The following is a 21,401-nucleotide window of genomic DNA, read 5'->3' as shown; positions in this document are numbered from 1 at the left end:
GTTCCGGGTTCAATAGGCGTAGCGCAGCAGCTCTTTGGACATGTGGGCCAGCATGAAAAAGCCGTAAAGCGCAGTTACCGAAGGCAAGATCAGCCACCAGATTTTCTGTGGAATGGGTTCAAGCGGCATAAACCGCTGGCTCAGCGCCAGCGCGAATGCATTGACGGTGATGGCGAGCAGGGCGCCTGCGGTGATATCGGTTGGCCAATGAGCACCCAGATATACCCGCGACATCGCCACGGTGATCGCCAGCAAGCACCCGAGTAACACCCAGGTAACGCGCATGCGCTGTGGCTGATTGCGTCCGGCCAGAATCGCCAGGGCTACAAAAAAAGCAAAGGCTCCCGAGCTGTGCCCACTGGGCATGCTGTAGCTGGTCAGGGGGTCGACCAGCACTTCGGGGCGTACCCGGGCGAAAAAGTGTTTGGTCGACGTATTGGCCAGGGCTGTAAACAGCGTGACCCCGCCAAAGAACCACATCGCCCGCCATTGCTTTGTGAACAGCAGAATGACGCACACCAGTGCCGCCGCTAAAAACTGCGTGCGGAAGTTGCCGATTTGCGTAACCAGCACCGCAGCGGTGTCCATGGCGCTGCTGCGATGCTCCTGTACCAGCGCATTGATGCCCTGGTCGAAGGCCGTCATGTGCGGGTAGCCAATGAAAACGGCCAGCAGCAGGGTCAGGCTCAATGCGCCGATCAGTAGTGTGGTTCTGGGTTGGCGACGGATGCTGGCATTGATGCTCAGCCCCAGCAGGGCAATCAGGCCTACAGCAACGATGGCGGCCTGAGGCCAGAAGCCTTCGGGCAGTGGCAGGCGAATAGCTGCGCCGGTTGCCCAGCCTGGAAGCAGGTACGCAACTGCCCAGCCTGCGCCCGCCAGCAGGCTCACGCCGATAAATCGAGGGATCGGCATGTCGCACATCCCGGCCACCATCGGCAGCATAGGGCGCAACGGGCCGATAAAGCGGCCGATCAACAGACTGACAATGCCATAGCGATGGAAGTAGCTCTCGGCGCCATTCATCCATTCGGGATGTGTGCGCAAGAGTGGCAAACGTCGAATGTTCTGGTGGAAGCGTCTGCCCAGGGCGTAAGACACCACGTCACCCAACAGCCCGCCGAGAAAGCCCAGCAGTAACGTTTGGCCCAGTGACAAGGCGCCGCTGCCAGCCATGACGGCAATGGCGAACAACAGCACGGTGCCGGGAACGATGATCCCGGCAATCGCCAGGCACTCCACGCACGCCACAATAAACACCGCAAGGCCCAGCCATTGCGGGTTGGCTGTCAGCCAGCCGGTTACGCTATCGAGCCACGGGCCCATGTTTCAATTTCCTTGTTCAAGTCAAAAGCCCCGTGAGGGTGCTTTCATTTCACTATCAAATAATCCTGCCCCTCGACCTGACCGCGGCGTAGGGGGTTTCGTGTGCAATACGCAGCGTAATCAGCGTCAACAAAGCGGTACATCAAATGTTCGTCCCGTCCATGGGGTATGCCCAGGCGAGAGGTCTGGATGATTCGCGAAGGTTTTTCTCTGACGTCATCGACCCATAAACGTTCGGGGTCGAAACATTTTGCATCCCAAACGGGGACTTTGAGGCCCAGTGCCTTACAGAGCAGGGTTTGCCCGGCGCAGAGTTTCTGCTCGGGGCGAGGGTTACCTTGGGTGTCAGGGTTGTTGAGTTGCATCTGCGCCAAGCTGTCCGGGCCCGACAAGTTGTCCAGCCACGGGTAGGCGGATTTGATCAGTACCGCGTTGCCGGGGCCATGGGCGCTGAAGTTCAAAGAATCGCCGCCACGGGCGTAGTACATATAAATGTGCCCGCCATCCAGAAACAGCGCCTTGCGTTTTTCGGTGTAGCCCAGCGACGCGTGGCTGCCCTTGTCTACGATGTAATAGGCTTCGGTTTCGATAATCCGGGCACTGAGCCACAGGCCGTTGACCCGATGGCGGATGACTTTGCCCAGCAGTTCGCGAGCAAGAAGCTGGGCGTCGCGGTCGAAAAAGGCATCTGGCAGCATCATTGGCATTTTCAGGACGGTCAGTGGATAGCTGAAAAGGGTCAGATAATAGCAAGTCATGCTTAATCGGGGCTGAACGCCGTGTATTTGTAGTCCATTTCGACCATCCGCCTGCCACCGCTGTGCGTAAGGCGGTTGGACCGCTATAATCGGCCGCTTTCCTCCCTGCCAAGACCCTTGAGACCATGACTGAGTCCGTTCTTGACTATATGACCCGCTTGGGTCGCGCTGCTCGCGAAGCTTCCCGCGTGATTGGCCGTGCCAGTACTGCGCAGAAGAACCGTGCCCTGCACGGCGCTGCTGCTGCACTGGATGCCGCTCGCCTGGAGCTTGTTGCCGCCAACGAACTGGACCTGGCCGCCGGCCGGGCCAACGGCCTTGAGCCCGCCATGCTGGAGCGCCTGGCGCTGACCCCTGCACGCATCGACAGCATGATTGTCGGTTTGCGTCAGGTGGCAAGCCTGCCAGACCCCATCGGCGCGATCCGCGACATGAGCTACCGCCCCTCGGGTATTCAGGTTGGCAAGATGCGCGTACCACTGGGTGTAGTCGGAATCATCTATGAATCTCGTCCGAACGTGACCATTGATGCAGCCAGTCTGTGCCTGAAGTCAGGCAACGCGACCATTCTGCGCGGTGGTTCCGAGGCGATTCACTCCAATCGTGCCATTGCGGTCTGCATTCAGCGAGGACTGGCCGAGGCCGGTTTGCCGCCAGCCGTGGTGCAAGTGGTTGAAGTGACCGATCGTGCTGCAGTGGGCGCATTGATCACCATGCCAGAGTACGTTGACGTGATCGTGCCACGGGGTGGCAAAGGCCTGATCGAACGTGTCAGCCGTGATGCCAAGGTGCCAGTCATCAAACACCTTGACGGCATTTGCCATGTGTACGTCAGTGCCCAGGCCGATCTGGCCAAGGCCCAGCGTATTGCGTTCAACGCCAAAACCTACCGTTATGGCATTTGCGGGGCGATGGAAACCCTGCTGGTGGACCAGGCGGTGGCTGCAGCGTTTCTGCCGGCAATGGCTGAACAATTTCGCGCCAAGGGCGTCGAACTGCGCGGTTGCGAACGCACCCGGGCGTTGATCGATGTGGTGGCGGCGACCGAAGAAGACTGGAACACCGAGTACCTGGACGCGATTTTGTCGATTCGCATCGTCGACGGGCTTGATCAGGCGATTGAACATATCAATCACTACGGCTCTCACCACACCGACTCGATCGTGACTGAACATCAGGGTGAAGCCCGGCGTTTTATGGCCGAAGTGGACTCCAGTTCCGTGATGCTCAACACACCAACCTGCTTTGCTGATGGATTTGAATACGGATTGGGTGCGGAGATTGGCATTTCTACTGATAAGCTGCACGCCCGCGGCCCGGTAGGTCTCGAAGGTCTGACCTGCGAGAAGTACATTGTGGTCGGTGATGGCCAGTTGCGCGGTCAGGAGCCGGTCTGACTTGGTCGCTCTTAAAGCGTCAGGGCCGACACCGAAAATCGAAGCGTTACCCCTGCGCATAGGCGTGCTGGGTGGAACCTTCGATCCGGTGCATATCGGGCATCTGCGTGGCGGACTTGAAGTGGCTGAAATGATGGGGCTCGACGAGCTTCGTCTGACTCCCAATGCCAGGCCGCCCCACCGCGATACGCCCCAAGTGTCAGCTCATGACCGTTTGGCGATGGTCGAGTGTGCTGTCGCAGGAGTGGCTACGCTGGTAGTGGACGCGCGGGAGCTGCAACGGGACAAACCGTCCTACACGATCGATACGCTGGAACTGATGCGGGCCGAAATGGCCGCGGACGACCAGTTGTTTTTACTGTTGGGTTGGGACGCTTTTTGCGGCCTGCCCACGTGGCATCGCTGGGAAGAGTTGCTCCAGCATTGCCATATCCTGGTGCTACAGCGCCCGGATGCCGACAGCGAACCGCCGGATGCCTTGCGCAACCTGCTGGCAGCGCGCTCGGTAAGCGACCCGCTGGCCCTGAAGGGGGCAAGCGGACAGATTGCATTCGTTTGGCAGACGCCGCTCGCGGTATCCGCCACCCAGATCCGTCAACTGCTGGCCAGCGGTAAGTCGGTACGTTACCTGGTGCCCGACGCGGTCCTGGCCTACATCGATGCGCACGGGCTTTACCGTGCGTCGAACTAAAAAGGGAGTGTTTCAAGGCGCGAATTGACGTGTATTGAAACACCCGAACATACGAGCAAAACGAGTTTTATATGACTGACAAAGATGTAAGCAAAGTAAAGCGCAAAGGCACGTTCAAAAGCGCCCCTCTGCCAGAAAAAACCTTCAGCAACGAGCCTCTCAAGGGCGAAGAGCTGGTCAAGGTAGCTGTAGCAGCTCTGGAAGACGTCAAGGCCCAGGACATTCAGGTCATCGACGTTCGTGACAAGCACAGCATCACTGACTTCATGATCATCGCCACCGGTACGTCCAACCGTCAGATCGGCGCGATGCTCGACAAGATCCGTGAAGCGGTCAAGGCTCTGGGCGTCAAGCCGTTGGGCGAAGAAGGCAAGGGTGACAGCGACTGGGTTCTGTTGGACATGGACGACGTGATCGTTCACATGATGACCGCCAGCGCCCGTCAGTTCTACGACCTGGAGCGTCTGTGGGCCGGTGCTGAGCAAAGCCGTGCAGGCAGTGCTGCTCACCACAGCCCGGAAAACACCCACGAGCACTTCCTGAAGCTCAACAAAGACCAAGAGTAAGGGTTCGCTGTGCGCCTGCGTTTGATCGCTGTCGGTTCGCGTATGCCTAAATGGGTGGAAGAAGGCTGGCATGAATATGCCAAGCGTCTGCCATCCGAACTGGCCCTTGAACTGGTGGAAATACCGCTCAATACCCGTGGCAAGAATGCCGACGTGGCTCGATTCATCCGTCAGGAAGGCGAGGCCATGCTGGCCAAAGTCGGCCCCGGAGAGCGGATCGTCACCCTTGAAGTGCACGGCAAACCGTGGAGTACCGAGCAGTTGGCGGTTGAACTCGACCGCTGGCGCCTGGATTCGCGCACGGTGAACTTTATGGTCGGTGGCCCGGAAGGGCTGGCGCCGGAAGTCTGCGCCCGCGCGGATCAGCGCTGGTCGCTGTCGCCATTGACGTTGCCGCACCCGTTGGTAAGGATTCTGATCGGTGAGCAGTTGTATCGCGCCTGGACAGTGTTGTCCGGGCACCCGTATCACAAATAGCTCAGCGCCCTGAATGTCTCAGCCGATTCGCCTTAAAGACCACGAGAAAGACTCACGCCTTGTGCGCGGACGCGTCGTGGTCGGCGCATTTGTGGTGGTGGGGCTGATCTGTGTATTGCTCGCGCGGCTTTATTATCTGCAGGTGGTGCAGTACGAGTACCACTCCACCTTGTCAGAAAACAACCGGGTGCATGTGCAGCCGATCCCGCCTACACGGGGTTTGATCTTTGACCGCAATGGCGTGGTGATTGCGGACAACCGTCCCAGCTTCAGCCTGAGCATGACCCGTGAGCGTTCTGGCGACTGGCAGCAAGTGCTCGACGTTATTGTCGAAGTGCTGCAGCTTGCGCCCGAAGATCGCGCGCTGTTCGAGAAGCGCATGAAGCAGGGGCGGCGGCCATTTGAGCCGGTGCCTATTCTGTTTGAGCTAAACGAAGAGCAGATCGCCCGGATTGCCGTCAACCAGTTCCGCCTGCCCGGGGTCGAGGTGGTTGCGCAGTTGGTGCGCCATTACCCCCAAGGCGCGCATTTTGCGCACTCAGTGGGTTACATGGGGCGGATCAACGAGAAAGAGCTTAAAACCCTCGATCCAGTCAATTACAGCGGTACTCACCATATCGGCAAAACCGGCATCGAGCGCTTCTACGAAGCCGAGCTGCACGGTCAGGTGGGTTACGAAGAAGTCGAAACCAATGCCCGGGGCCGGGTATTGCGGGTACTCAAGCGTACCGACCCGATCCCTGGCAAAGACATCGTGCTCAGTCTCGATATCAAACTTCAGGAAGCGGCCGAAGAAGCGCTGGCAGGGCGCCGTGGCGCCGTGGTTGCACTTAACCCGATGACGGGCGAAGTGCTGGCCATGGTGAGCCAGCCGAGCTTTGACCCAAACCTGTTCGTGACCGGCATCAGCTTCAAGGCTTATGCCGAACTGCGCGATTCGATTGATCGACCGTTGTTCAACCGTATCTTGCGCGGCCTGTATCCACCGGGCTCGACGATCAAGCCTGCGGTAGCGATTGCTGGCCTGGACAGCGGCGTGATCACCGGCTCGTCGCGGGTTTACGACCCCGGCTATTACCAGTTGCCCAATTACGATCACAAATACCGTAACTGGAACCGCACCGGTGATGGCTACGTCGATCTGGACACCGCGATCATGCGCTCCAACGACACCTATTTTTATGACCTGGCCCACAAGCTGGGGATTGATCGCCTGTCGACCTACATGAATCAGTTCGGTATCGGGCGAAAGGTCTCCCTGGACATGTTCGAAGAGTCCGCCGGTCTGATGCCGTCCCGCGAGTGGAAGCGCGCCACCCGGCGTCAGGCCTGGTTCCCGGGGGAGACGCTGATTCTGGGGATCGGTCAGGGTTACATGCAGTCCACGCCTTTGCAGCTGGCCCAGGCCACGGCGCTGATTGCCAGCAAAGGCAAGTGGATTCGTCCGCACCTGGCCAAGACCATCGAAGGCGTGCCGCCGGTGGATCCGGATCCGGTGCCGGACATCGTTCTGCGTGACCCGTCCAATTGGGCCAAGGTCAACCACGGCATGCAGCAAGTGGTGCATGGCGCACGCGGTACGGCGCGGGTTGCGGGCGTTGGCGCGCAATACCTGATTGCCGGCAAGAGCGGTACGGCGCAGGTAGTAGCCATCAAGCAGGGTGAAAAATATGACCGCTCTAAGGTTCAGGAGCGTCACCGCGACCACGCCTTGTTCGTCGGCTTTGCTCCGGCCAATAACCCGCAAATTACCGTGTCGGTCATGATTGAAAACGGCGAAGCCGGTAGCCGCGTAGCCTCGCCCGTAGTGCGCAAGGTCATGGACGCCTGGTTGCTGGGTGAAGACGGCAAACTCAAACCCGAGTACGGCGGTCCCGTAAAGGCAGAGGTTCCGGCTGATGATCAGTAATTTCGACCGTATCCTCTCCAGTGAGGACGTGATGCGTCGCCGTGCCACGCTGCTTCAGCGTTTGCATATCGATGGCCCGCTGCTGATTTTGTTGCTGACTCTGGCGGCTGGCAGCCTGTTCGTGCTGTATTCGGCAAGCGGCAAAAGCTGGGATCTGCTGAGCAAACAGGCAACTTCATTCGGGATCGGGCTGGTGTCGATGTTCATCATCGCTCAGCTTGAACCGCGTTTTATGGCTCGCTGGGTACCGATCGGTTATCTGGCAGGCGTGCTGTTGCTGGTGGTGGTTGACGTCATGGGCCACAACGCCATGGGCGCCACACGCTGGATCAACATCCCCGGGGTGATTCGCTTCCAGCCCTCGGAGTTCATGAAAATCCTCATGCCGGCGACCATCGCCTGGTACCTGTCCAAGCGCACGTTACCGCCGCAGCTCAAACACGTGGCGGTCAGTCTGATGCTGATCGGGGTGCCCTTTGCCCTGATTGTGCGCCAGCCCGACCTGGGCACGGCCTTGCTGGTACTGGCGGGCGGTGCGTTTGTACTGTTCATGGGCGGGCTGCGCTGGCGCTGGATCCTCAGTGTGCTGGCTGCGACGGTACCTGTGGCGATTGCCATGTGGCTTTTCGTGATGCACGACTACCAGAAGCAGCGGGTTCTGACGTTCCTCGATCCTGAAAGCGATCCGCTGGGCACCGGCTGGAACATCATCCAGTCCAAGGCCGCCATCGGTTCGGGCGGGGTGTTCGGCAAGGGCTGGCTGCTGGGCACCCAGTCGCACCTGGACTTTCTCCCGGAAAGCCACACCGACTTCATTATTGCGGTGATGGGTGAAGAATTCGGGCTTGTCGGTATTTGCGCGCTGCTGCTGATTTACTTGCTGTTGATCGGTCGTGGCCTGGTGATTACCGCCCAGGCACAGACGCTGTTCGGCAAATTGCTGGCAGGCAGCCTGACCATGACGTTTTTTGTTTATGTTTTCGTCAACATCGGTATGGTCAGTGGCTTGTTACCGGTAGTGGGCGTGCCATTGCCATTTATCAGTTACGGCGGCACTTCGCTCGTGACGCTGTTGTCAGCGTTTGGGGTTTTGATGTCGATTCACACACATCGCAAGTGGATCGCACAAGTTTGATTAAGGTGAATTATTCAATGCAAGCAATGCGTGGCTGGGCCGCTCGATACGCGTCATGGGTAGGCCTGCTGGGTCTATTCGGGGCAGCGCAGAGCGCCGTAGCCGGTGACTACGAGGGCTCACCCCAAGTGGCGGAGTTCGTCGGTGAAATGACCCGCGACTACGGATTCGCCGGCGAGCAACTGATGGGCGTATTCCGTGAGGCCGAGCGCAAACAGAGCATTCTCGATGCCATTTCCCGCCCGGCTGAACGCGTCAAACAGTGGAAAGAATACGGCCCGATGTTTTTGACCGACGCCCGGGTTGCACGAGGTGTCGATTTTTGGCGTGAGCACGAAGCCGTACTGGCCCGCGCCGAGCAGGAGTACGGGGTTCCGGCCCAGGTGATTGTGTCGATCATCGGCGTTGAGACCTTTTATGGGCGTAATACGGGCAACTACCGGGTGATCGATGCACTGTCGACCCTGGGTTTCGATTACCCGCCCCGTGCCGAATTTTTCCGTAAGGAACTGCGTGAGTTCCTGCTGCTGACCCGCGAAGAACAAGTCGACCCGCTTACCCTTAAAGGCTCTTATGCCGGGGCGATGGGTTTGCCGCAGTTCATGCCGAGCAGCTTTCGCGCCTATGCCGTGGACTTCGACGGTGATGGTCATATCAATATCTGGAGCAATCCGGACGATGCTATTGGCAGCGTTGCCAGCTACTTCAAGCGTCATGGCTGGGTAGCGGGTGAGCCGGTGGTGATTCGCGCCGATGTGCGAGGCGATCGGGTCGATGAAGGCCTGACTCAGGGCATCGAGCCGGTCAAGACCGTCGGGGAGTTGCGAGCGCTGGGCTGGTCGAGTCATGATGCGCTGCGCGACGACATGCCGGTGACGGCGTTCCGTCTTGAAGGCGCCGACGGCCCTGAATACTGGATGGGCCTGAAGAATTTTTATGCGATCACGCGCTACAACCGAAGCGTGATGTACGCCATGGCAGTGCATCAACTGTCCGACCTGCTGGTTCAAGCACGGGGCAACAAGTAATGCCGTTTCTAGCGATCCGTACACCTTTGAAGCTCGCCGCCTGCGCCGCTATCGCGCTACTGGTGGTGAGTTGCTCCAGCAGCCGCACGACGACTCCGCAAACGTCTGCCGGTGTCAGTTCCAAGCCAGGTCTGGACATCAACCGCGCGCATAAAGATGGCGCACCATGGTGGGATGTCGACGTGTCTCGTATCCCGGATGCCACGCCGACCCTGCACAGCGGTCCTTACAAGGCTGCACCGTACTCGGTTCTGGGCAAGACCTACTTTCCGATGCAAGAGTCCAAGACCTACGTGGCCTCTGGCACTGCGTCCTGGTACGGCACCAAGTTTCACGGTCAAAACACGGCCAATGGCGAAGTGTATGACCTGTACGGCATGAGCGCGGCACATAAAACCCTGCCGTTGCCCAGCTACGTCAAAGTAACCAATCTCGATAACGGCAAGGCCGTAGTCCTGCGGGTTAACGACCGTGGACCGTTTTATTCGGACCGCATCATCGACCTGTCCTACGCTGCCGCCAAGAAACTGGGCTATGCCGAAACCGGTACGGCACGGGTCAAGGTTGAAGGCATTGACCCTCAAGCCTGGTGGGCCCAGCGCGGTCGTCCGGCACCCTTGATGCTCAATGAGCCGAAAATGGCCCAGAACACCGCTCCGACCGTCTCTACCGGCAAGATTGAGCAATGGACGCCACCGGCGCAGCAGCATGCCGCCGATGTCGTACCGGTCAGCACCCTGCCCAAGGGGCAGGGTACGTATTTGCAGGTAGGCGCCTTTGCCAATCCGGACGCCGCCGAGTTGCTTCGTTCCAAGCTCAGTGGCATGGTCAGTACCCCTGTGTTCATCAGCTCGATTGTGCGCAATCAGCAAACCTTGCATCGAGTGCGCCTGGGGCCTATTGCTTCGGCGGGCGAAGTACAGCAAACGCAAAACAGCGTGCGCCTGGCCAATTTGGGCCAGCCAAGTGTTGTGACGTCGGATCAGTAGCACCGATCAAAGCGTTGGGCCCGGAGCATCAGGGGCCCAAACGCAGTTGCAGAGGTCAAGAATAAAAGCCCTTTCAGGGGCAGGGACTGCAACTGAATACGCGGCAGTCAGTCATACGACTGCCTGTACAGTTTTGCCCGTGAGGGTAAGTTTCAATTAACAACTTCGAGAGACGGATGAACATCACCACTTTTGCCAAACGCCTGTGCCTGCTTGTACCGCTGATCGTCACTCCTGCCGCCTGGGCAGTCGAGATGATGCCGTCGCCGCCACAACTTGCAGCCAAGTCCTACGTTCTGATGGATGCCAGCAGCGGTAACGTGCTGGTCGAGAACAACGGTGACCAGCGTCTGCCACCAGCCAGCCTCACCAAGCTGATGACTGCTTACATCGCGACCCTGGAAATCCGTCGTGGTCAGATCGGCGAAAACGATCCGGTAACTGTCAGTGAAAACGCCTGGCGTACCGGTGGTTCGCGGATGTTCATCAAGGTCGGCACTCAAGTGTCGGTCAGCGACCTGCTGCACGGCATCATCATTCAGTCGGGTAACGACGCCAGCGTGGCTTTGTCTGAGCACATTGCCGGCAGCGAAGACGCATTTGCCGACATGATGAACAAAACCGCTGGCGAGTTGGGCATGTCCAACAGCCACTTCATGAACCCGACCGGCCTGCCAAACCCGGAGCATTACTCGTCGGCTCATGACATGGCATTGCTGGCCCGTGCCATCATTCACGAAGACCCGACTCACTATGCGATCTACTCGCAGAAAGAGTTCTTCTGGAACGGCATCAAGCAGCCTAACCGCAACCTGTTGCTGTGGCGTGACAAGACCGTTGACGGTCTGAAAACCGGTCACACCGACGAAGCAGGCTACTGCATGGTGTCGTCGGCTGTTCGTGATGGCCAGCGTCTGATTGCCGTGGTGTTTGGTACCAACAGCGAAGTCGCCCGTGCTGCCGAAACGCAAAAGCTGCTGACCTACGGTTTCCGCTTCTTCGAAACCCAGACCTTCTACCAGAAGGGTGTAGAGCTGGCTCAGGCCCCGGTCTGGAAAGGCACTACCAACCAGGTCAAAGCCGGTTTGGCTGAAGACTTGACCATGACGCTGCCTAAAGGCCAATTGAAAAAGCTGGCTGCAAGCATGACCATGAACCCGCAACTGATGGCCCCTATCGCCCAAGGCGATGTGATCGGCAAGGTTGAGGTCAAGCTCGACGACAAGGTTGTGCACAGCGCCGACCTGATTGCACTGGAGCCCGTTGAGGAAGGCGGTATTTTCCGACGCGTCTGGGACAGCATCCGTCTATTCTTCTACGGACTGTTCAACTAATAGCTCCCACCTGTATGGCTCCGCGCTTACACGGCGCGGAGTTATCTCTGTAGCTCAAGGCTTACGAGGCCAATACGCCATGACCGATACCGAAGTAAAGGCGCCAAAGATCGAATTCCCTAACGTGGATTACCCGGTTAAGGTGATCAGCGACACGGGTGTGGGCAACAAGGACAGGATCATCGACATCGTCAAGAAACACGCGACGGTCAACGATGATCGTGTCGACGAACGCCAGAGCACCAATGGCAAGTACACGACGATCCAGTTGCACATCGTGGCAACCGATCAGGATCAGCTCTACAACATCAACAGCGAACTGCGAGCCACCGGCTTCGTACACATGGTGTTGTGATGTCGCAGGTCTTGGGTATTCGCGAACTGGGTCAGCTTGATTACGAGCGTACCTGGCTGGCGATGCAACGTTTCACCGATGAGCGCAAGCTTGAGCCGGACACGCAAGATGAAGTCTGGCTGGTGCAGCATCCGCCGGTATTTACCCAAGGCCAGGCAGGCAAGGCCGAGCACCTGCTATTACCGGGTGATATCCCGGTGGTGAAGTCGGATCGCGGTGGCCAGGTGACCTATCATGGCCCTGGTCAATTGGTCGCTTACCTGTTGCTTGACGTGCGCCGGCTGGGTTATGGCGTGCGTGAGCTGGTCACGCGGATGGAACAGTGCCTGATCGACCTTCTCGCCAGCTATGGCGTGAACGCTGCGGCCAAGCCTGATGCCCCCGGTGTGTATGTTGACGGCGCGAAAATCGCCTCACTGGGGCTGCGAATCCGTAATGGCTGCTCCTTCCATGGTCTGGCCCTGAATGTGGACATGGACCTGGAACCGTTTCGACGGATTAACCCCTGTGGTTATGCGGGGCTGGCGATGACCCAGCTGCGTGACCATGCAGGGCCGATTGAATTTGCCGAGGTAGGTGCCCGGCTGCGTGTGCAGCTCGTCAAACACCTCGACTATGCTGAGCAGACGACCCTGACGGGCGGAATCGACTGATATGACTACTGCGCAAGACGCTGTTCAAACCCTGATCCCAACGCTGGATATCTCAGAACGTGCAGCCCGCGCCAGCGAGGCCCGTTCCAAGGTTGAGACCGGCGTTAAATTGCGCGGTGCCGAAAAGGTTGCGCGTATCCCGGTAAAGATCATTCCGACCACCGAGCTGCCGAAGAAGCCTGACTGGATTCGTGTACGCATTCCGGTTTCGCCTGAAGTCGACCGTATCAAGTCATTGCTGCGCAAGCACAAGCTGCACAGCGTGTGCGAAGAAGCTTCCTGCCCGAACCTGGGCGAGTGCTTCTCGGGCGGCACCGCGACCTTCATGATCATGGGCGATATCTGCACCCGCCGCTGCCCGTTCTGCGATGTGGGCCACGGTCGACCGAAGCCACTGGACGTCAACGAGCCTGAAAGCCTGGCCATCGCCATTGCTGACTTGCGCCTGAAGTACGTGGTGATCACCTCGGTAGACCGCGACGACCTGCGTGACGGCGGTGCCCAGCACTTTGCCGATTGCATCCGCGAGATCCGCAAGCTGTCACCGGGTGTTCTGCTTGAAACCCTCGTGCCGGATTACCGTGGTCGCATGGACGTTGCGCTGGACATCACCGCAGCCGAGCCGCCTGACGTGTTCAACCACAACCTCGAAACCGTGCCGCGCCTGTACAAGGCCGCCCGCCCTGGTTCCGACTACCAGTGGTCGCTGACCTTGCTCCAGCGCTTCAAGCAGATGATGCCGCACATCCCGACCAAGTCCGGCCTGATGCTGGGTCTGGGCGAGACGGATGAAGAAGTCATTGAAGTGATGAAGCGCATGCGCGAACACGACATCGACATGCTGACCCTGGGTCAGTACTTGCAGCCATCGCGCAACCACTTGCCGGTACAGCGTTTCGTGCACCCGGACGTTTTCGCCTGGTTCGCCGAAGAAGGCTACAAAATGGGCTTCAAAAACGTGGCATCCGGCCCGTTGGTACGTTCTTCGTATCACGCGGATGAACAAGCCAAGCTGGTCAAATCCATGCTGGTGAGTGCCTGATTCCATGACAAACCGGAGCACCGCGCCCGTGTCTTTCAAGACCCACAGCGCGGTGCCCGCGTTGCCCGCTGGTGGGGTGATCGCCCTGATCGCCCCGGCCGGTCCCGCCGAACTTGATCTGAAACTCGCCACCCAATGGATGCATGACCGCGGCTATCAGCTGCGGGTATTTCCGGGTGTGTGGGAAAAGGACGGTTATCTTGCAGGCTCCGATGCAGTGCGCTTGCGCGACCTGCATGATGCGTTTGCTGATGACAGTATTGATGCGATTTTCTGCCTGCGGGGCGGTTACGGTAGCCCGCGCTTGCTGGAAGGCATCGATTTTGAGCTGCTGCGTCGCCATCCCAAGCCTTTTGTGGGCTACAGCGATATCACCGCGCTGCACCTGGCGATCACTCGTTACGCGGGCTTTGTGACCTTTCACGGGCCGATGTTGAACGCCGACTTGCTGGGCAACAAGCAGCCACCCACTGAATCCTCACTGCTACGCATGCTCAGCGGGCGACAACTGCCCGTGCTTGAGCACCCAGCTGCCTACCCCCTGATGACGATTGCGCCCGGATGCGCCAGTGGCCGTCTGCTGGGCGGCAATCTATCCATGATCTGCGCCACTCTCGGGACTGCGTTTGAGCTGGATGACGAAGACATCATTCTGTTTATCGAAGACGTGAACGAGCCGCTATACCGGGTTGATCGCCTGCTTACACATTTGCGCCTGGCGGGTAAGCTCGACAGGTTGCGAGGTGTCCTGGTGGGGGATGTAGCGGGGGTTGATGTGCTGGCGTTGGGGCGGTTGCTTACCCAGGAGCTGGGTGGGCTAGGGATTCCGGTGTTGGCGGGATGGCGCAGCGGGCATTGTGACCCCAATCTGACCCTGCCGATGGGGGCTCAGGTGCGACTGGATGCGGACCTGCAGCAGTTGGTGCTTGAGCAGGATGTGGTCACAGTAAAAACTTGAACCGTGGGAGCGGGCTTGCTAGCGATTGCATCGACTCGTTTTGTCAGAGATACCGAGTTGATAGCATCGCGAGCAAGCCCGCTCCTACAGGTTGAGTCGCGACTCAACGGCTTCGCAAACTCTCCAGCAACTTGTGACTCGGATAGCCGTCAGCTGGCCAGCCCATGGCTTGCTGCGCGCTCCGAATCGCTTTGCGGGTGTTGGCGCCAATAATGCCATCAGCATTGCCAGCATCGTAGTTACGCTCGCTCAGCAGTGTTTGCAACTCGACGCGTTCGGAACGGCTCAGCGGTCGATCATCTTTTGGCCACGCGGCCATGATGTTTCCGCCACCGTTGAAGCGCTGAGACAACAAGCCCACCGCCAGCGCATAGGACGATGAATTGTTGTAACGCAGGATGGCGCGGAAGTTATCCAGCACCAGGAACGCCGGGCCACGGTAGCCTGCAGGCAGGAGCAGGGTAGCGCTCAACTGCTCGGAGCCGGAAGAGGTGTCAGGCACTAATACACCCAACTGTTGCCACTCGGCTACGGTCTTTTTGACGGCACCATCAGCCAGCGCGTAATCAAACCCGGCAGGCAGCATGACCTCAAAGCCCCATGGCTGGCCTTGTTTCCAGCCTGAGCTTTGCAAGTAATGCGCAGTCGAGGCCAAGGCGTCAGCTGAGCTGTTCCAGATGTCACGACGCCCATCACCGTCGAAATCCACGGCATGGGTTTCGTAGGTGGTAGGAATGAACTGGGTCTGGCCCATTGCTCCGGCCCAGGAGCCGAGCATTTTTTCTGCGCTGATATCGCCTTGCTGAATGATTTTCAGCGCCGAGATCAGTTGGCTTTGGGCGAATTCCGGGCGACGCCCTTCGTAGGCGAGGGTGGCCAGGGAGCGAATGACAGACTTGTTGCCCTGGAACGAGCCAAAGTTGCTCTCCATCCCCCAGACCGAAACCAGCACTTGGCGGTCGACGCCATAACGCTGTTCGATGCGGCTCAGCAGTTCGGCGTTTTGCTCCAGCAAACGCTGGCCATTGCGCACACGCAAAGGTGACAGGGCGCCGTCGAGGTATTCCCAGACCGGGCGGCTGAATTCAGGTTGGCTGCGGTCTGCCTTGATCACGCTCATGTCGGGCGTGATGTCCGCAAAGGCGTTATCGAACACCTGCGGGCTGATTCCGGCGTTAAGGGCCTGAACACGGAAATTGGCCTGCCACTCACTGAAGCTCTGTGCGGGCTGGACAAAGGGGATGTCGGTGCTTGGCGCACTGGTGGTCACCGCTGGTGCGGGAGGCGTCACAGGCAGGGGTTGAGCATCGGCTGCGGTAGGTTTCTCGGCGCAGGCGACTAAAAGGATGACGCTGGAAGCAGCGATCAGTTGGCGCATCGGCCAACCACGTTTATGACTTAAGGGCATGCGCAGGTCCAGGTAATGCAAATCAGATGCAGACCTTATCATCCCCGCTGTCAGGCAGCCAGAAAGTAAAAAGCCTCCCGGTCTCTCGACTGGAAGGCTTCGCGGCGGTAGCTGCCTTTGCCTTTGGCGGGGCGTTCCTGGCGGCTGCGGAACAGGGGTTGGGCGACGATGGATTTGGCCTTGTTGGGGCGTTTGCTCATGGCAGGTGCTCTCGCTTGGTTTGAACAAGCGCAAATCATCGGCCAGTTTTTTTCGGTTGTCCAGTGACCGGGGCCGGGCGGTAAACCCGTAGCAGCCTTCGGCAGCTGCTACGGGGGGCGTTAGCGCTTCAGGGTTATTCCGCTGGCAGATTCAGACGTTGCCCACACATCAACAGCGCCAACCGGCTCAGGCTGCTCCACGGTGAGCCCGCGGCCTGGCCCTTGATTTGCGCATCGATACGCTGTGCGTCCATCAACAGTTGTGCCCAGCGCTGTGCCGAGTAACGTTGCAAGGCTTTGCTCATCAACGGCTTACGTTTGTCCCAGACCGGAGGGCGGGCCTGGCTGAAAGCCTTGTCCAGCGGGATACCCTGACTGTATTGCAGCGCAATATTGGCCAGTACCCGCAGTTCACGTGCCAGCGCCCACAGGATCACAGGAGGTTCTACGCCTTCACCGCGTAATCCTTCAAGCATGCGCAAAGCGTGGGAAGCCTCGCCGTTCAGTACGGCATCGACCAGGCCAAATACATCAAAGCGCGCACTGTCAGCCACCGCGGCCTGCACGGTTTCGACGGTTATCTGACCGTCATCGGTCATTAGTTTGAGCTTTTCGATTTCCTGGGCGGCTGCCAGCAGATTGCCCTCGACCCTTGCGGCAATCAGTTCGACGGCGTCCTGGCTGGCAGCCAAGCCCGCCTGGGACAAGCGCTGGCGAATCCATTGAGGCAGTTGATTGGCGTCTACTGGCCAGATCTGTATGAACTGGGTATGAGGCCCCTCAACAAGTGCCTTGCCCCATTTGGTCTTCTGCGCGCTGCCATCAAGCTTGGGCAGGCTGATCAGCAGCAAGGTGTCTTCGGCCGGGCGTGAGCAGTACTCGATCAATGCCGCAGCGCCTTTATCGCCGGGCTTGCCCGAAGGCAGGCGCAGTTCCAGCAGGCGTTTTTCAGCAAACAGAGACATGCTGGCGCCCGCTTGCAGCAGGGTACCCCAGTCAAAGCTGGCGTCGGCGCTGAACACCTGGCGCTCATCAAAACCTTGTTGGCGAGCGGTGCTGCGAATGGCGTCTGCGGCTTCCTGACACAGCAACGGGTCATCGCCGCTGATGATGTAGACCGGCGAGAGGCTGCCTTGCAGGTGTTTGGCGAGTTGGGCGGGGGCGAGTTTCATAGGGGCTATAACGATAGCGGGGCGCTTGAGCGCCCCGTATGCCTTACTGGTCTTGCAGTTCGAGAGGCGACTGTTGAGGGGTTTCCTCTTGAGCCTTGCGTGCAGCTTCAATGGCGTCGGCTTCAGCCTTGGCCTTCTCGTCGGCCTGCTGTTGCAGTTTTTCCAGTTGCTCTGGAGTCAACTGCTCAAGACGCAGGACCAGTTGCTGCACGAGGTCGCGACGCATCTCTTTGCGGATCAATTGGGCTTCCTGGTTGGCGCCAGCGATGTTGCTGGCGTCCTGCAGGTAAACCTTGTTGGCTTCAACCCGGTTGCTCAGCAGTGTCAGGTTGTTGCGACCCTGGATCTCGTAGTTGACCACGTTGGTCAGTTCATACTCGGCGGTACCGCCGTTGCCCGCGTAGCTGGCGGCGCGCTGAGATTCTTTTTCGCTGGTCAGAATCATTTTGTACGGAGCACTGGCGGTAAGTTTCACGCCGCTGTTTTCCAGTACTTGACGCAGTTGGCGCACGGTATCGCCATAGGCGTTGCGAGCCGTTACGTCGAGTTCGGTGATCGTCAGCTGATTGGTGCCGGTGCCGCGCAGTTGAAAGCCGCAGGCGCTCAACAAAATAGCGAGACCCATCACCAGCAGGTTGCGTTTGATCATGTGTTGCTCCCCTTGAAACCAGATAGGCCGACTAGGCGGCCCTGAAGGTCTTATTGGGCGCCCGCGTATGGCACGGGCGCCTGTTCCAGTTAGCTCGCGACGATGTTGACCAGTTTGCCCGGCACCACGATCACTTTGCGAATCGTCAGGCCTTCGGTAAACCGCAGTACGTTTTCATTGATGCGGGCTGCGGCTTCAACGTCTTCACGGCTGGCGCTGGCTGGCATTTCGATATGTCCGCGCAGTTTGCCGTTGACCTGGATAACCAGTTGCAGGGTGTCCTGGATCAGTGCGTTTTCATCCAGGGTTGGCCATGGCGCATCAATGACGGCACCGGCATGGCCCAATTGGTTCCACAGCTCATGGCTGATGTGCGGAGTGATTGGCGCCAGCACCAGTGCAACAGTTTCAAGACCTTCCTGAAGCAGGGCGCGGTCTTGTTCAGTCACTTGCGGTGCTTTTTCAAGCACGTTCATCACGGTCATCACCTGGGCGACGGCGGTGTTGAATTTGTGATGCAGGCCGACGTCCTGGCTCGCTTGCTTGATAGCCTGGTGAATAGCGCGGCGAATGACTTTTTGTTCGTCGCTCAGGCTGGCGATATCCAGCTTGCCCGGCAGGCCTTGGGCAACGTGGGCATAGGCCAGACGCCATACGCGCTTGAGGAAGCGGTGCGAACCTTCAACACCCGAATCGGACCATTCCAGGCTCGCGTCAGGTGGCGAGGCAAACATCATGAACAGACGGCAGGTATCTGCGCCGTATTGCTCGATCATGTATTGCGGGTCGACGCCGTTGTTCTTGGACTTGGCCATTTTTTCAGTGCCGCCGATTTCAACGGGCAGGCCGTCGCTGATCAGTTTGGCGCCGATGATCTTGGCCTTGCTGTCACGCTCCAGTTCGACATCTGCCGGGTTGAACCAGGTCAGCGCACCGTTGGCTTCGCGACGGTAGTAAGTCTCGGCAATCACCATGCCCTGAGTCAGCAGGTTCTTGAACGGCTCGTTGGAGCTGACAAGGCCTTCATCACGCATCAGTTTGTGGAAGAAGCGTGCGTACAGCAGGTGCAGGATGGCGTGTTCGATACCGCCTATGTACTGGTCAACCGGCAGCCAGTGGTCAGCCGCCGATTTCTCGACCAGGCCACCTTCATAGTGCGGCGAAGCATAACGGGCGTAGTACCACGAGGACTCGACGAAGGTGTCCATCGTGTCGGTTTCGCGCTTGGCCGGTGCGCCACATTTAGGGCAGCTGCACTCGTAGAATTCAGGCATACGCGCCAATGGCGAGCCGGCGCCATCGGGCACGACGTCTTCTGGCAAGATCACGGGCAACTGGTCTTCTGGGACCGGAACGTCACCGCAGGTCTCGCAATGCACGATCGGGATCGGGCAGCCCCAGTAGCGCTGACGGCTGATGCCCCAGTCGCGAAGACGGAACTGGGTACGCGACTGGCCCAGGCCTTTGGCGGCCAGAGCGGCTTCAATGGCCGCGAATGCCGCATCGAAGTCCAGGCCGTCAAACTCGCCGGAGTTGATCAGCGTACCGTGCTCGTTGTAGGCGTCCTGCCACGGAGCAGGTGATTCGTCGCCCGCGCTGGTGCGAACTACCGCTTTGATCGGCAGGTTGTACTTGGTGGCGAATTCGAAATCACGCTCGTCGTGTGCTGGAACGGCCATCACTGCGCCGTCGCCGTAATGCATCAACACATAGTTGGCGACCCAGACCGGGAGTTTTTCACCGGTCAGCGGGTGCTCAACGAACAACGAGGTTGGCAGGCCCTTTTTCTCCTGGGTCGCCATATCGGCTTCGGCTACGCTGCCGCCTTTGCATTCAGCGATAAACGCCTGCAGCTCAGGGTTGCCTTGTGCAGCCAGAGTGGCGAGCGGGTGCTCGGCAGCCACGGCCACATAGGTGGCGCCCATCAGGGTGTCAGGACGGGTGGTGAAGACCTTGAGTGCACCCGCTTCGCCGATGGACTCGACGTTGTAGGGGAACTGCACTTCCATGCCGCGGGATTTGCCAATCCAGTTACGTTGCATGGTTTTGACCTGCTCGGGCCAGCCCGGCATGTCGTCGAGGCTTTCGAGCAGCTCATCCGCGTAAGCGGTGATCTTGAAGTAGTACATCGGGATTTCGCGCTTTTCAATCAGCGCGCCCGAACGCCAGCCGCGGCCGTCGATGACCTGCTCGTTGGCCAGAACGGTCTGGTCCAGCGGGTCCCAGTTCACGGTACCGTTTTTACGGTAGATCACACCTTTTTCGAACAGGCGGGTGAACAGCCATTGCTCCCAGCGGTAGTAATCCGGCTGGCAGGTAGTGATTTCGCGAGACCAGTCAACGGCCAGACCCAGGCTACGCAGCTGGGTTTTCATGTAGGCGATGTTTTCGTAGGTCCACTTGGCCGGCGCGACGTTGTTTTTCATCGCGGCGTTTTCGGCCGGCATGCCGAAGGCATCCCAACCCATGGGTTGCAGGACGTTTTTGCCAAGCATGCGCTGGTAACGGGAGATTACGTCACCGATGGTGTAGTTACGCACATGCCCCATGTGTAGCTTGCCGCTTGGGTACGGGAACATCGATAGGCAGTAGTAAGTCTCTTTGCCTAGATCTTCGCTGACTTCGAAGGACTTTTGGTTGTCCCAGAATGATTGGGCGGCGGCTTCTATTTCACGGGGCTGATATTGTTCGTGCATGGCTACTTGTACTGATAAAGGGTGGCCTAATCCTCTTCAACATAGACCGGCTATTGTGTTGCCCGGTCAGGTTGGAGCAGGGGTTACAGGAAGTCCCGTAGCATACATGACCCCGCTCTATCGAGGGAAACCCTGATTGCCTCATCACTCCGTTGGTCGCAGCAGCACGCCGGTTTTACATGCGCAGCTAAGCTGTCTTTGGGGGAGAAACATTTCCTTAAATGAGGTGGACGGATGGCAGAGTTGCAACGCAGTGCACCAACATCGCAAGTGTATGAGCGGCTGATTGATCGTTTGAACGTGGCTCTTGATTCAGCAAATACGGCTGTCCAATTACGTGATGAGCGTCCAGTTGAACTGGAGTTACGAGGCTTGAGTCGTGCCGAGCTGGAGTTGATCAACCTCTATTTGAATCGGACGGGGCGTGAGGCAATTGAACGCTCGCAAGGCAGCAGGAACATGCAAGATGCCCCTAAAGCCAAGGTCATCTGGCTCAAAGACAGGGTGCAGGGAGCTTAGGGCCTTACGGCGATTCAACGATTCAGGCCGGGCCTTCATAAAAAGTCGCATCAAAAACGGTTGTACTCCGGGTTGATGTATCAAGCGTTTGTGTTTGGGTTTCTCACCTGCGCTGTTGATGCGTTCACTCAACCCCCTT

The 21,401-nt window shown here is 58.7% G+C and carries 21 protein-coding genes; 14 read left to right on the top strand and 7 right to left on the bottom strand.

Annotated elements, in window-relative coordinates; translation table 11 throughout:
* Positions 1-9 precede the first annotated feature (9 nt).
* Together TU76_RS05570 and TU76_RS05565 are read right to left on the bottom strand one after the other, a co-directional pair.
* The gene (locus TU76_RS05570) at positions 10-1,326 is read right to left on the bottom strand and encodes a bifunctional DedA family/phosphatase PAP2 family protein (protein WP_048351220.1); all 1,317 of its coding nucleotides are present in this window, start codon (positions 1,324-1,326) and stop codon (positions 10-12) included.
* A gap of 44 nt (positions 1,327-1,370) precedes the next feature.
* A complete protein-coding gene (locus tag TU76_RS05565; protein WP_088500094.1) occupies positions 1,371-2,033 on the bottom strand; it encodes a DNA-3-methyladenine glycosylase in 663 nt (220 codons plus the stop codon).
* Positions 2,034-2,209: 176 nt separating this feature from the next.
* On the opposite strand from TU76_RS05565, the gene TU76_RS05560 reads away from it, so the two are divergent.
* The 13 genes from TU76_RS05560 to TU76_RS05500 all read left to right on the top strand — a co-directional run bounded on the left by TU76_RS05560 (position 2,210) and on the right by TU76_RS05500 (position 14,618).
* Positions 2,210-3,481 (top strand): glutamate-5-semialdehyde dehydrogenase, encoded by a 1,272-nt coding sequence (locus TU76_RS05560; RefSeq protein WP_019824228.1) that lies wholly within the window; start codon positions 2,210-2,212, stop codon positions 3,479-3,481.
* A complete protein-coding gene (nadD, locus tag TU76_RS05555; RefSeq protein ID WP_037031991.1) occupies positions 3,450-4,172 on the top strand; it encodes a nicotinate-nucleotide adenylyltransferase in 723 nt (240 codons plus the stop codon). The genes TU76_RS05560 and nadD overlap by 32 nt, the downstream gene beginning before the upstream one ends.
* A 71-nt stretch (positions 4,173-4,243) precedes the next feature.
* A complete protein-coding gene (rsfS, locus tag TU76_RS05550) occupies positions 4,244-4,738 on the top strand; it encodes a ribosome silencing factor (RefSeq protein ID WP_019824223.1) in 495 nt (164 codons plus the stop codon).
* A 9-nt stretch (positions 4,739-4,747) separates the two neighbouring features.
* Positions 4,748-5,215 carry a 23S rRNA (pseudouridine(1915)-N(3))-methyltransferase RlmH gene (rlmH, locus tag TU76_RS05545; protein WP_003444191.1) on the top strand — a complete coding sequence of 156 codons (468 nt, stop codon included), beginning with the start codon at positions 4,748-4,750 and terminating at the stop codon, positions 5,213-5,215.
* Between the two features lie 13 nt (positions 5,216-5,228).
* A complete protein-coding gene (mrdA, locus tag TU76_RS05540) occupies positions 5,229-7,124 on the top strand; it encodes a penicillin-binding protein 2 (protein WP_037031989.1) in 1,896 nt (631 codons plus the stop codon).
* 31 nt (positions 7,125-7,155) lie between these two features.
* Positions 7,156-8,259 carry a rod shape-determining protein RodA gene (gene rodA / locus TU76_RS05535; protein WP_162207954.1) on the top strand — a complete coding sequence of 368 codons (1,104 nt, stop codon included), beginning with the start codon at positions 7,156-7,158 and terminating at the stop codon, positions 8,257-8,259.
* A 17-nt stretch (positions 8,260-8,276) separates the two neighbouring features.
* A complete protein-coding gene (gene mltB, locus TU76_RS05530) occupies positions 8,277-9,287 on the top strand; it encodes a lytic murein transglycosylase B (protein WP_019824216.1) in 1,011 nt (336 codons plus the stop codon).
* Entirely contained in the window at positions 9,287-10,276 is a 990-nt protein-coding gene (locus TU76_RS05525) for a septal ring lytic transglycosylase RlpA family protein (protein WP_019824215.1), read from the top strand. Before mltB ends, TU76_RS05525 begins: the two co-directional genes overlap by 1 nt.
* A gap of 176 nt (positions 10,277-10,452) precedes the next feature.
* Entirely contained in the window at positions 10,453-11,610 is a 1,158-nt protein-coding gene (locus TU76_RS05520) for a D-alanyl-D-alanine carboxypeptidase family protein (RefSeq protein ID WP_019824213.1), read from the top strand.
* A gap of 79 nt (positions 11,611-11,689) precedes the next feature.
* Entirely contained in the window at positions 11,690-11,965 is a 276-nt protein-coding gene (locus TU76_RS05515) for a DUF493 domain-containing protein (RefSeq protein ID WP_019824211.1), read from the top strand.
* The gene (gene lipB, locus TU76_RS05510) at positions 11,965-12,618 is read left to right on the top strand and encodes a lipoyl(octanoyl) transferase LipB (protein WP_019824209.1); all 654 of its coding nucleotides are present in this window, start codon (positions 11,965-11,967) and stop codon (positions 12,616-12,618) included. The genes TU76_RS05515 and lipB overlap by 1 nt, the downstream gene beginning before the upstream one ends.
* Position 12,619: 1 nt before the next feature.
* Positions 12,620-13,660: a lipoyl synthase gene (gene lipA / locus TU76_RS05505; RefSeq protein ID WP_019824207.1), complete on the top strand. Its 1,041-nt coding sequence runs from the start codon at positions 12,620-12,622 to the stop codon at positions 13,658-13,660.
* 4 nt (positions 13,661-13,664) lie between these two features.
* On the top strand, positions 13,665-14,618 hold the full coding sequence (locus tag TU76_RS05500) for a S66 peptidase family protein (RefSeq protein ID WP_048351218.1): 954 nt from the start codon (positions 13,665-13,667) through the stop codon (positions 14,616-14,618).
* Positions 14,619-14,721: 103 nt separating this feature from the next.
* Here the strand turns inward: TU76_RS05500 and TU76_RS05495 are convergent, their stop codons facing one another.
* From TU76_RS05495 to leuS, 5 genes are all read right to left on the bottom strand, one after another.
* The gene (locus TU76_RS05495; protein WP_048351217.1) at positions 14,722-16,026 is read right to left on the bottom strand and encodes a lytic murein transglycosylase; all 1,305 of its coding nucleotides are present in this window, start codon (positions 16,024-16,026) and stop codon (positions 14,722-14,724) included.
* Between the two features lie 50 nt (positions 16,027-16,076).
* Positions 16,077-16,226, bottom strand: coding sequence for an alternative ribosome rescue factor ArfA (arfA, locus tag TU76_RS05490; protein ID WP_003444166.1), 150 nt, complete (start codon positions 16,224-16,226; stop codon positions 16,077-16,079).
* 134 nt (positions 16,227-16,360) lie between these two features.
* Positions 16,361-17,398, bottom strand: coding sequence for a DNA polymerase III subunit delta (gene holA, locus TU76_RS05485; protein ID WP_048351216.1), 1,038 nt, complete (start codon positions 17,396-17,398; stop codon positions 16,361-16,363).
* Positions 17,399-17,441: 43 nt separating this feature from the next.
* The gene (locus tag TU76_RS05480; protein ID WP_019824199.1) at positions 17,442-18,047 is read right to left on the bottom strand and encodes an LPS-assembly lipoprotein LptE; all 606 of its coding nucleotides are present in this window, start codon (positions 18,045-18,047) and stop codon (positions 17,442-17,444) included.
* An 89-nt stretch (positions 18,048-18,136) separates the two neighbouring features.
* The gene (gene leuS, locus TU76_RS05475) at positions 18,137-20,743 is read right to left on the bottom strand and encodes a leucine--tRNA ligase (RefSeq protein ID WP_048351215.1); all 2,607 of its coding nucleotides are present in this window, start codon (positions 20,741-20,743) and stop codon (positions 18,137-18,139) included.
* 234 nt (positions 20,744-20,977) lie between these two features.
* Here leuS and TU76_RS05470 point away from each other — a divergent pair, with 234 nt between their 5' ends.
* Positions 20,978-21,262, top strand: coding sequence for a hypothetical protein (locus TU76_RS05470; protein WP_048351214.1), 285 nt, complete (start codon positions 20,978-20,980; stop codon positions 21,260-21,262).
* Positions 21,263-21,401 lie beyond the last annotated feature (139 nt).

Origin of the sequence: Pseudomonas psychrophila (assembly GCF_001043005.1) — a bacterium.
Classification (GTDB): Bacteria; Pseudomonadota; Gammaproteobacteria; order Pseudomonadales; family Pseudomonadaceae; genus Aquipseudomonas; species Aquipseudomonas psychrophila.
This window is presented reverse-complemented; position numbering and strand designations above follow the sequence as displayed.

Excerpts from the sequence above, each read along its gene's own strand:
- rodA (WP_162207954.1), top strand. The coding sequence starts at position 7,156 with ATGCGTCGCCGTGCCACGCTGCTTCAGCGTTTGCATATCGATGGCCCG.
- TU76_RS05515 (WP_019824211.1), top strand. The coding sequence starts at position 11,690 with ATGACCGATACCGAAGTAAAGGCGCCAAAGATCGAATTCCCTAACGTG.
- TU76_RS05520 (WP_019824213.1), top strand. The coding sequence starts at position 10,453 with ATGAACATCACCACTTTTGCCAAACGCCTGTGCCTGCTTGTACCGCTG.
- mrdA (WP_037031989.1), top strand. The coding sequence starts at position 5,229 with ATGTCTCAGCCGATTCGCCTTAAAGACCACGAGAAAGACTCACGCCTT.
- lipB (WP_019824209.1), top strand. The coding sequence starts at position 11,965 with ATGTCGCAGGTCTTGGGTATTCGCGAACTGGGTCAGCTTGATTACGAG.
- lipA (WP_019824207.1), top strand. The coding sequence starts at position 12,620 with ATGACTACTGCGCAAGACGCTGTTCAAACCCTGATCCCAACGCTGGAT.
- TU76_RS05480 (WP_019824199.1), bottom strand. The coding sequence starts at position 18,047 with ATGATCAAACGCAACCTGCTGGTGATGGGTCTCGCTATTTTGTTGAGC.
- TU76_RS05560 (WP_019824228.1), top strand. The coding sequence starts at position 2,210 with ATGACTGAGTCCGTTCTTGACTATATGACCCGCTTGGGTCGCGCTGCT.
- TU76_RS05495 (WP_048351217.1), bottom strand. The coding sequence starts at position 16,026 with ATGCCCTTAAGTCATAAACGTGGTTGGCCGATGCGCCAACTGATCGCT.
- TU76_RS05565 (WP_088500094.1), bottom strand. The coding sequence starts at position 2,033 with ATGCCAATGATGCTGCCAGATGCCTTTTTCGACCGCGACGCCCAGCTT.
- nadD (WP_037031991.1), top strand. The coding sequence starts at position 3,450 with ATGGCCAGTTGCGCGGTCAGGAGCCGGTCTGACTTGGTCGCTCTTAAA.
- TU76_RS05570 (WP_048351220.1), bottom strand. The coding sequence starts at position 1,326 with ATGGGCCCGTGGCTCGATAGCGTAACCGGCTGGCTGACAGCCAACCCG.
- mltB (WP_019824216.1), top strand. The coding sequence starts at position 8,277 with ATGCAAGCAATGCGTGGCTGGGCCGCTCGATACGCGTCATGGGTAGGC.
- TU76_RS05500 (WP_048351218.1), top strand. The coding sequence starts at position 13,665 with ATGACAAACCGGAGCACCGCGCCCGTGTCTTTCAAGACCCACAGCGCG.
- arfA (WP_003444166.1), bottom strand. The coding sequence starts at position 16,226 with ATGAGCAAACGCCCCAACAAGGCCAAATCCATCGTCGCCCAACCCCTG.
- leuS (WP_048351215.1), bottom strand. The coding sequence starts at position 20,743 with ATGCACGAACAATATCAGCCCCGTGAAATAGAAGCCGCCGCCCAATCA.
- TU76_RS05525 (WP_019824215.1), top strand. The coding sequence starts at position 9,287 with ATGCCGTTTCTAGCGATCCGTACACCTTTGAAGCTCGCCGCCTGCGCC.
- TU76_RS05470 (WP_048351214.1), top strand. The coding sequence starts at position 20,978 with ATGGCAGAGTTGCAACGCAGTGCACCAACATCGCAAGTGTATGAGCGG.
- holA (WP_048351216.1), bottom strand. The coding sequence starts at position 17,398 with ATGAAACTCGCCCCCGCCCAACTCGCCAAACACCTGCAAGGCAGCCTC.
- rsfS (WP_019824223.1), top strand. The coding sequence starts at position 4,244 with ATGACTGACAAAGATGTAAGCAAAGTAAAGCGCAAAGGCACGTTCAAA.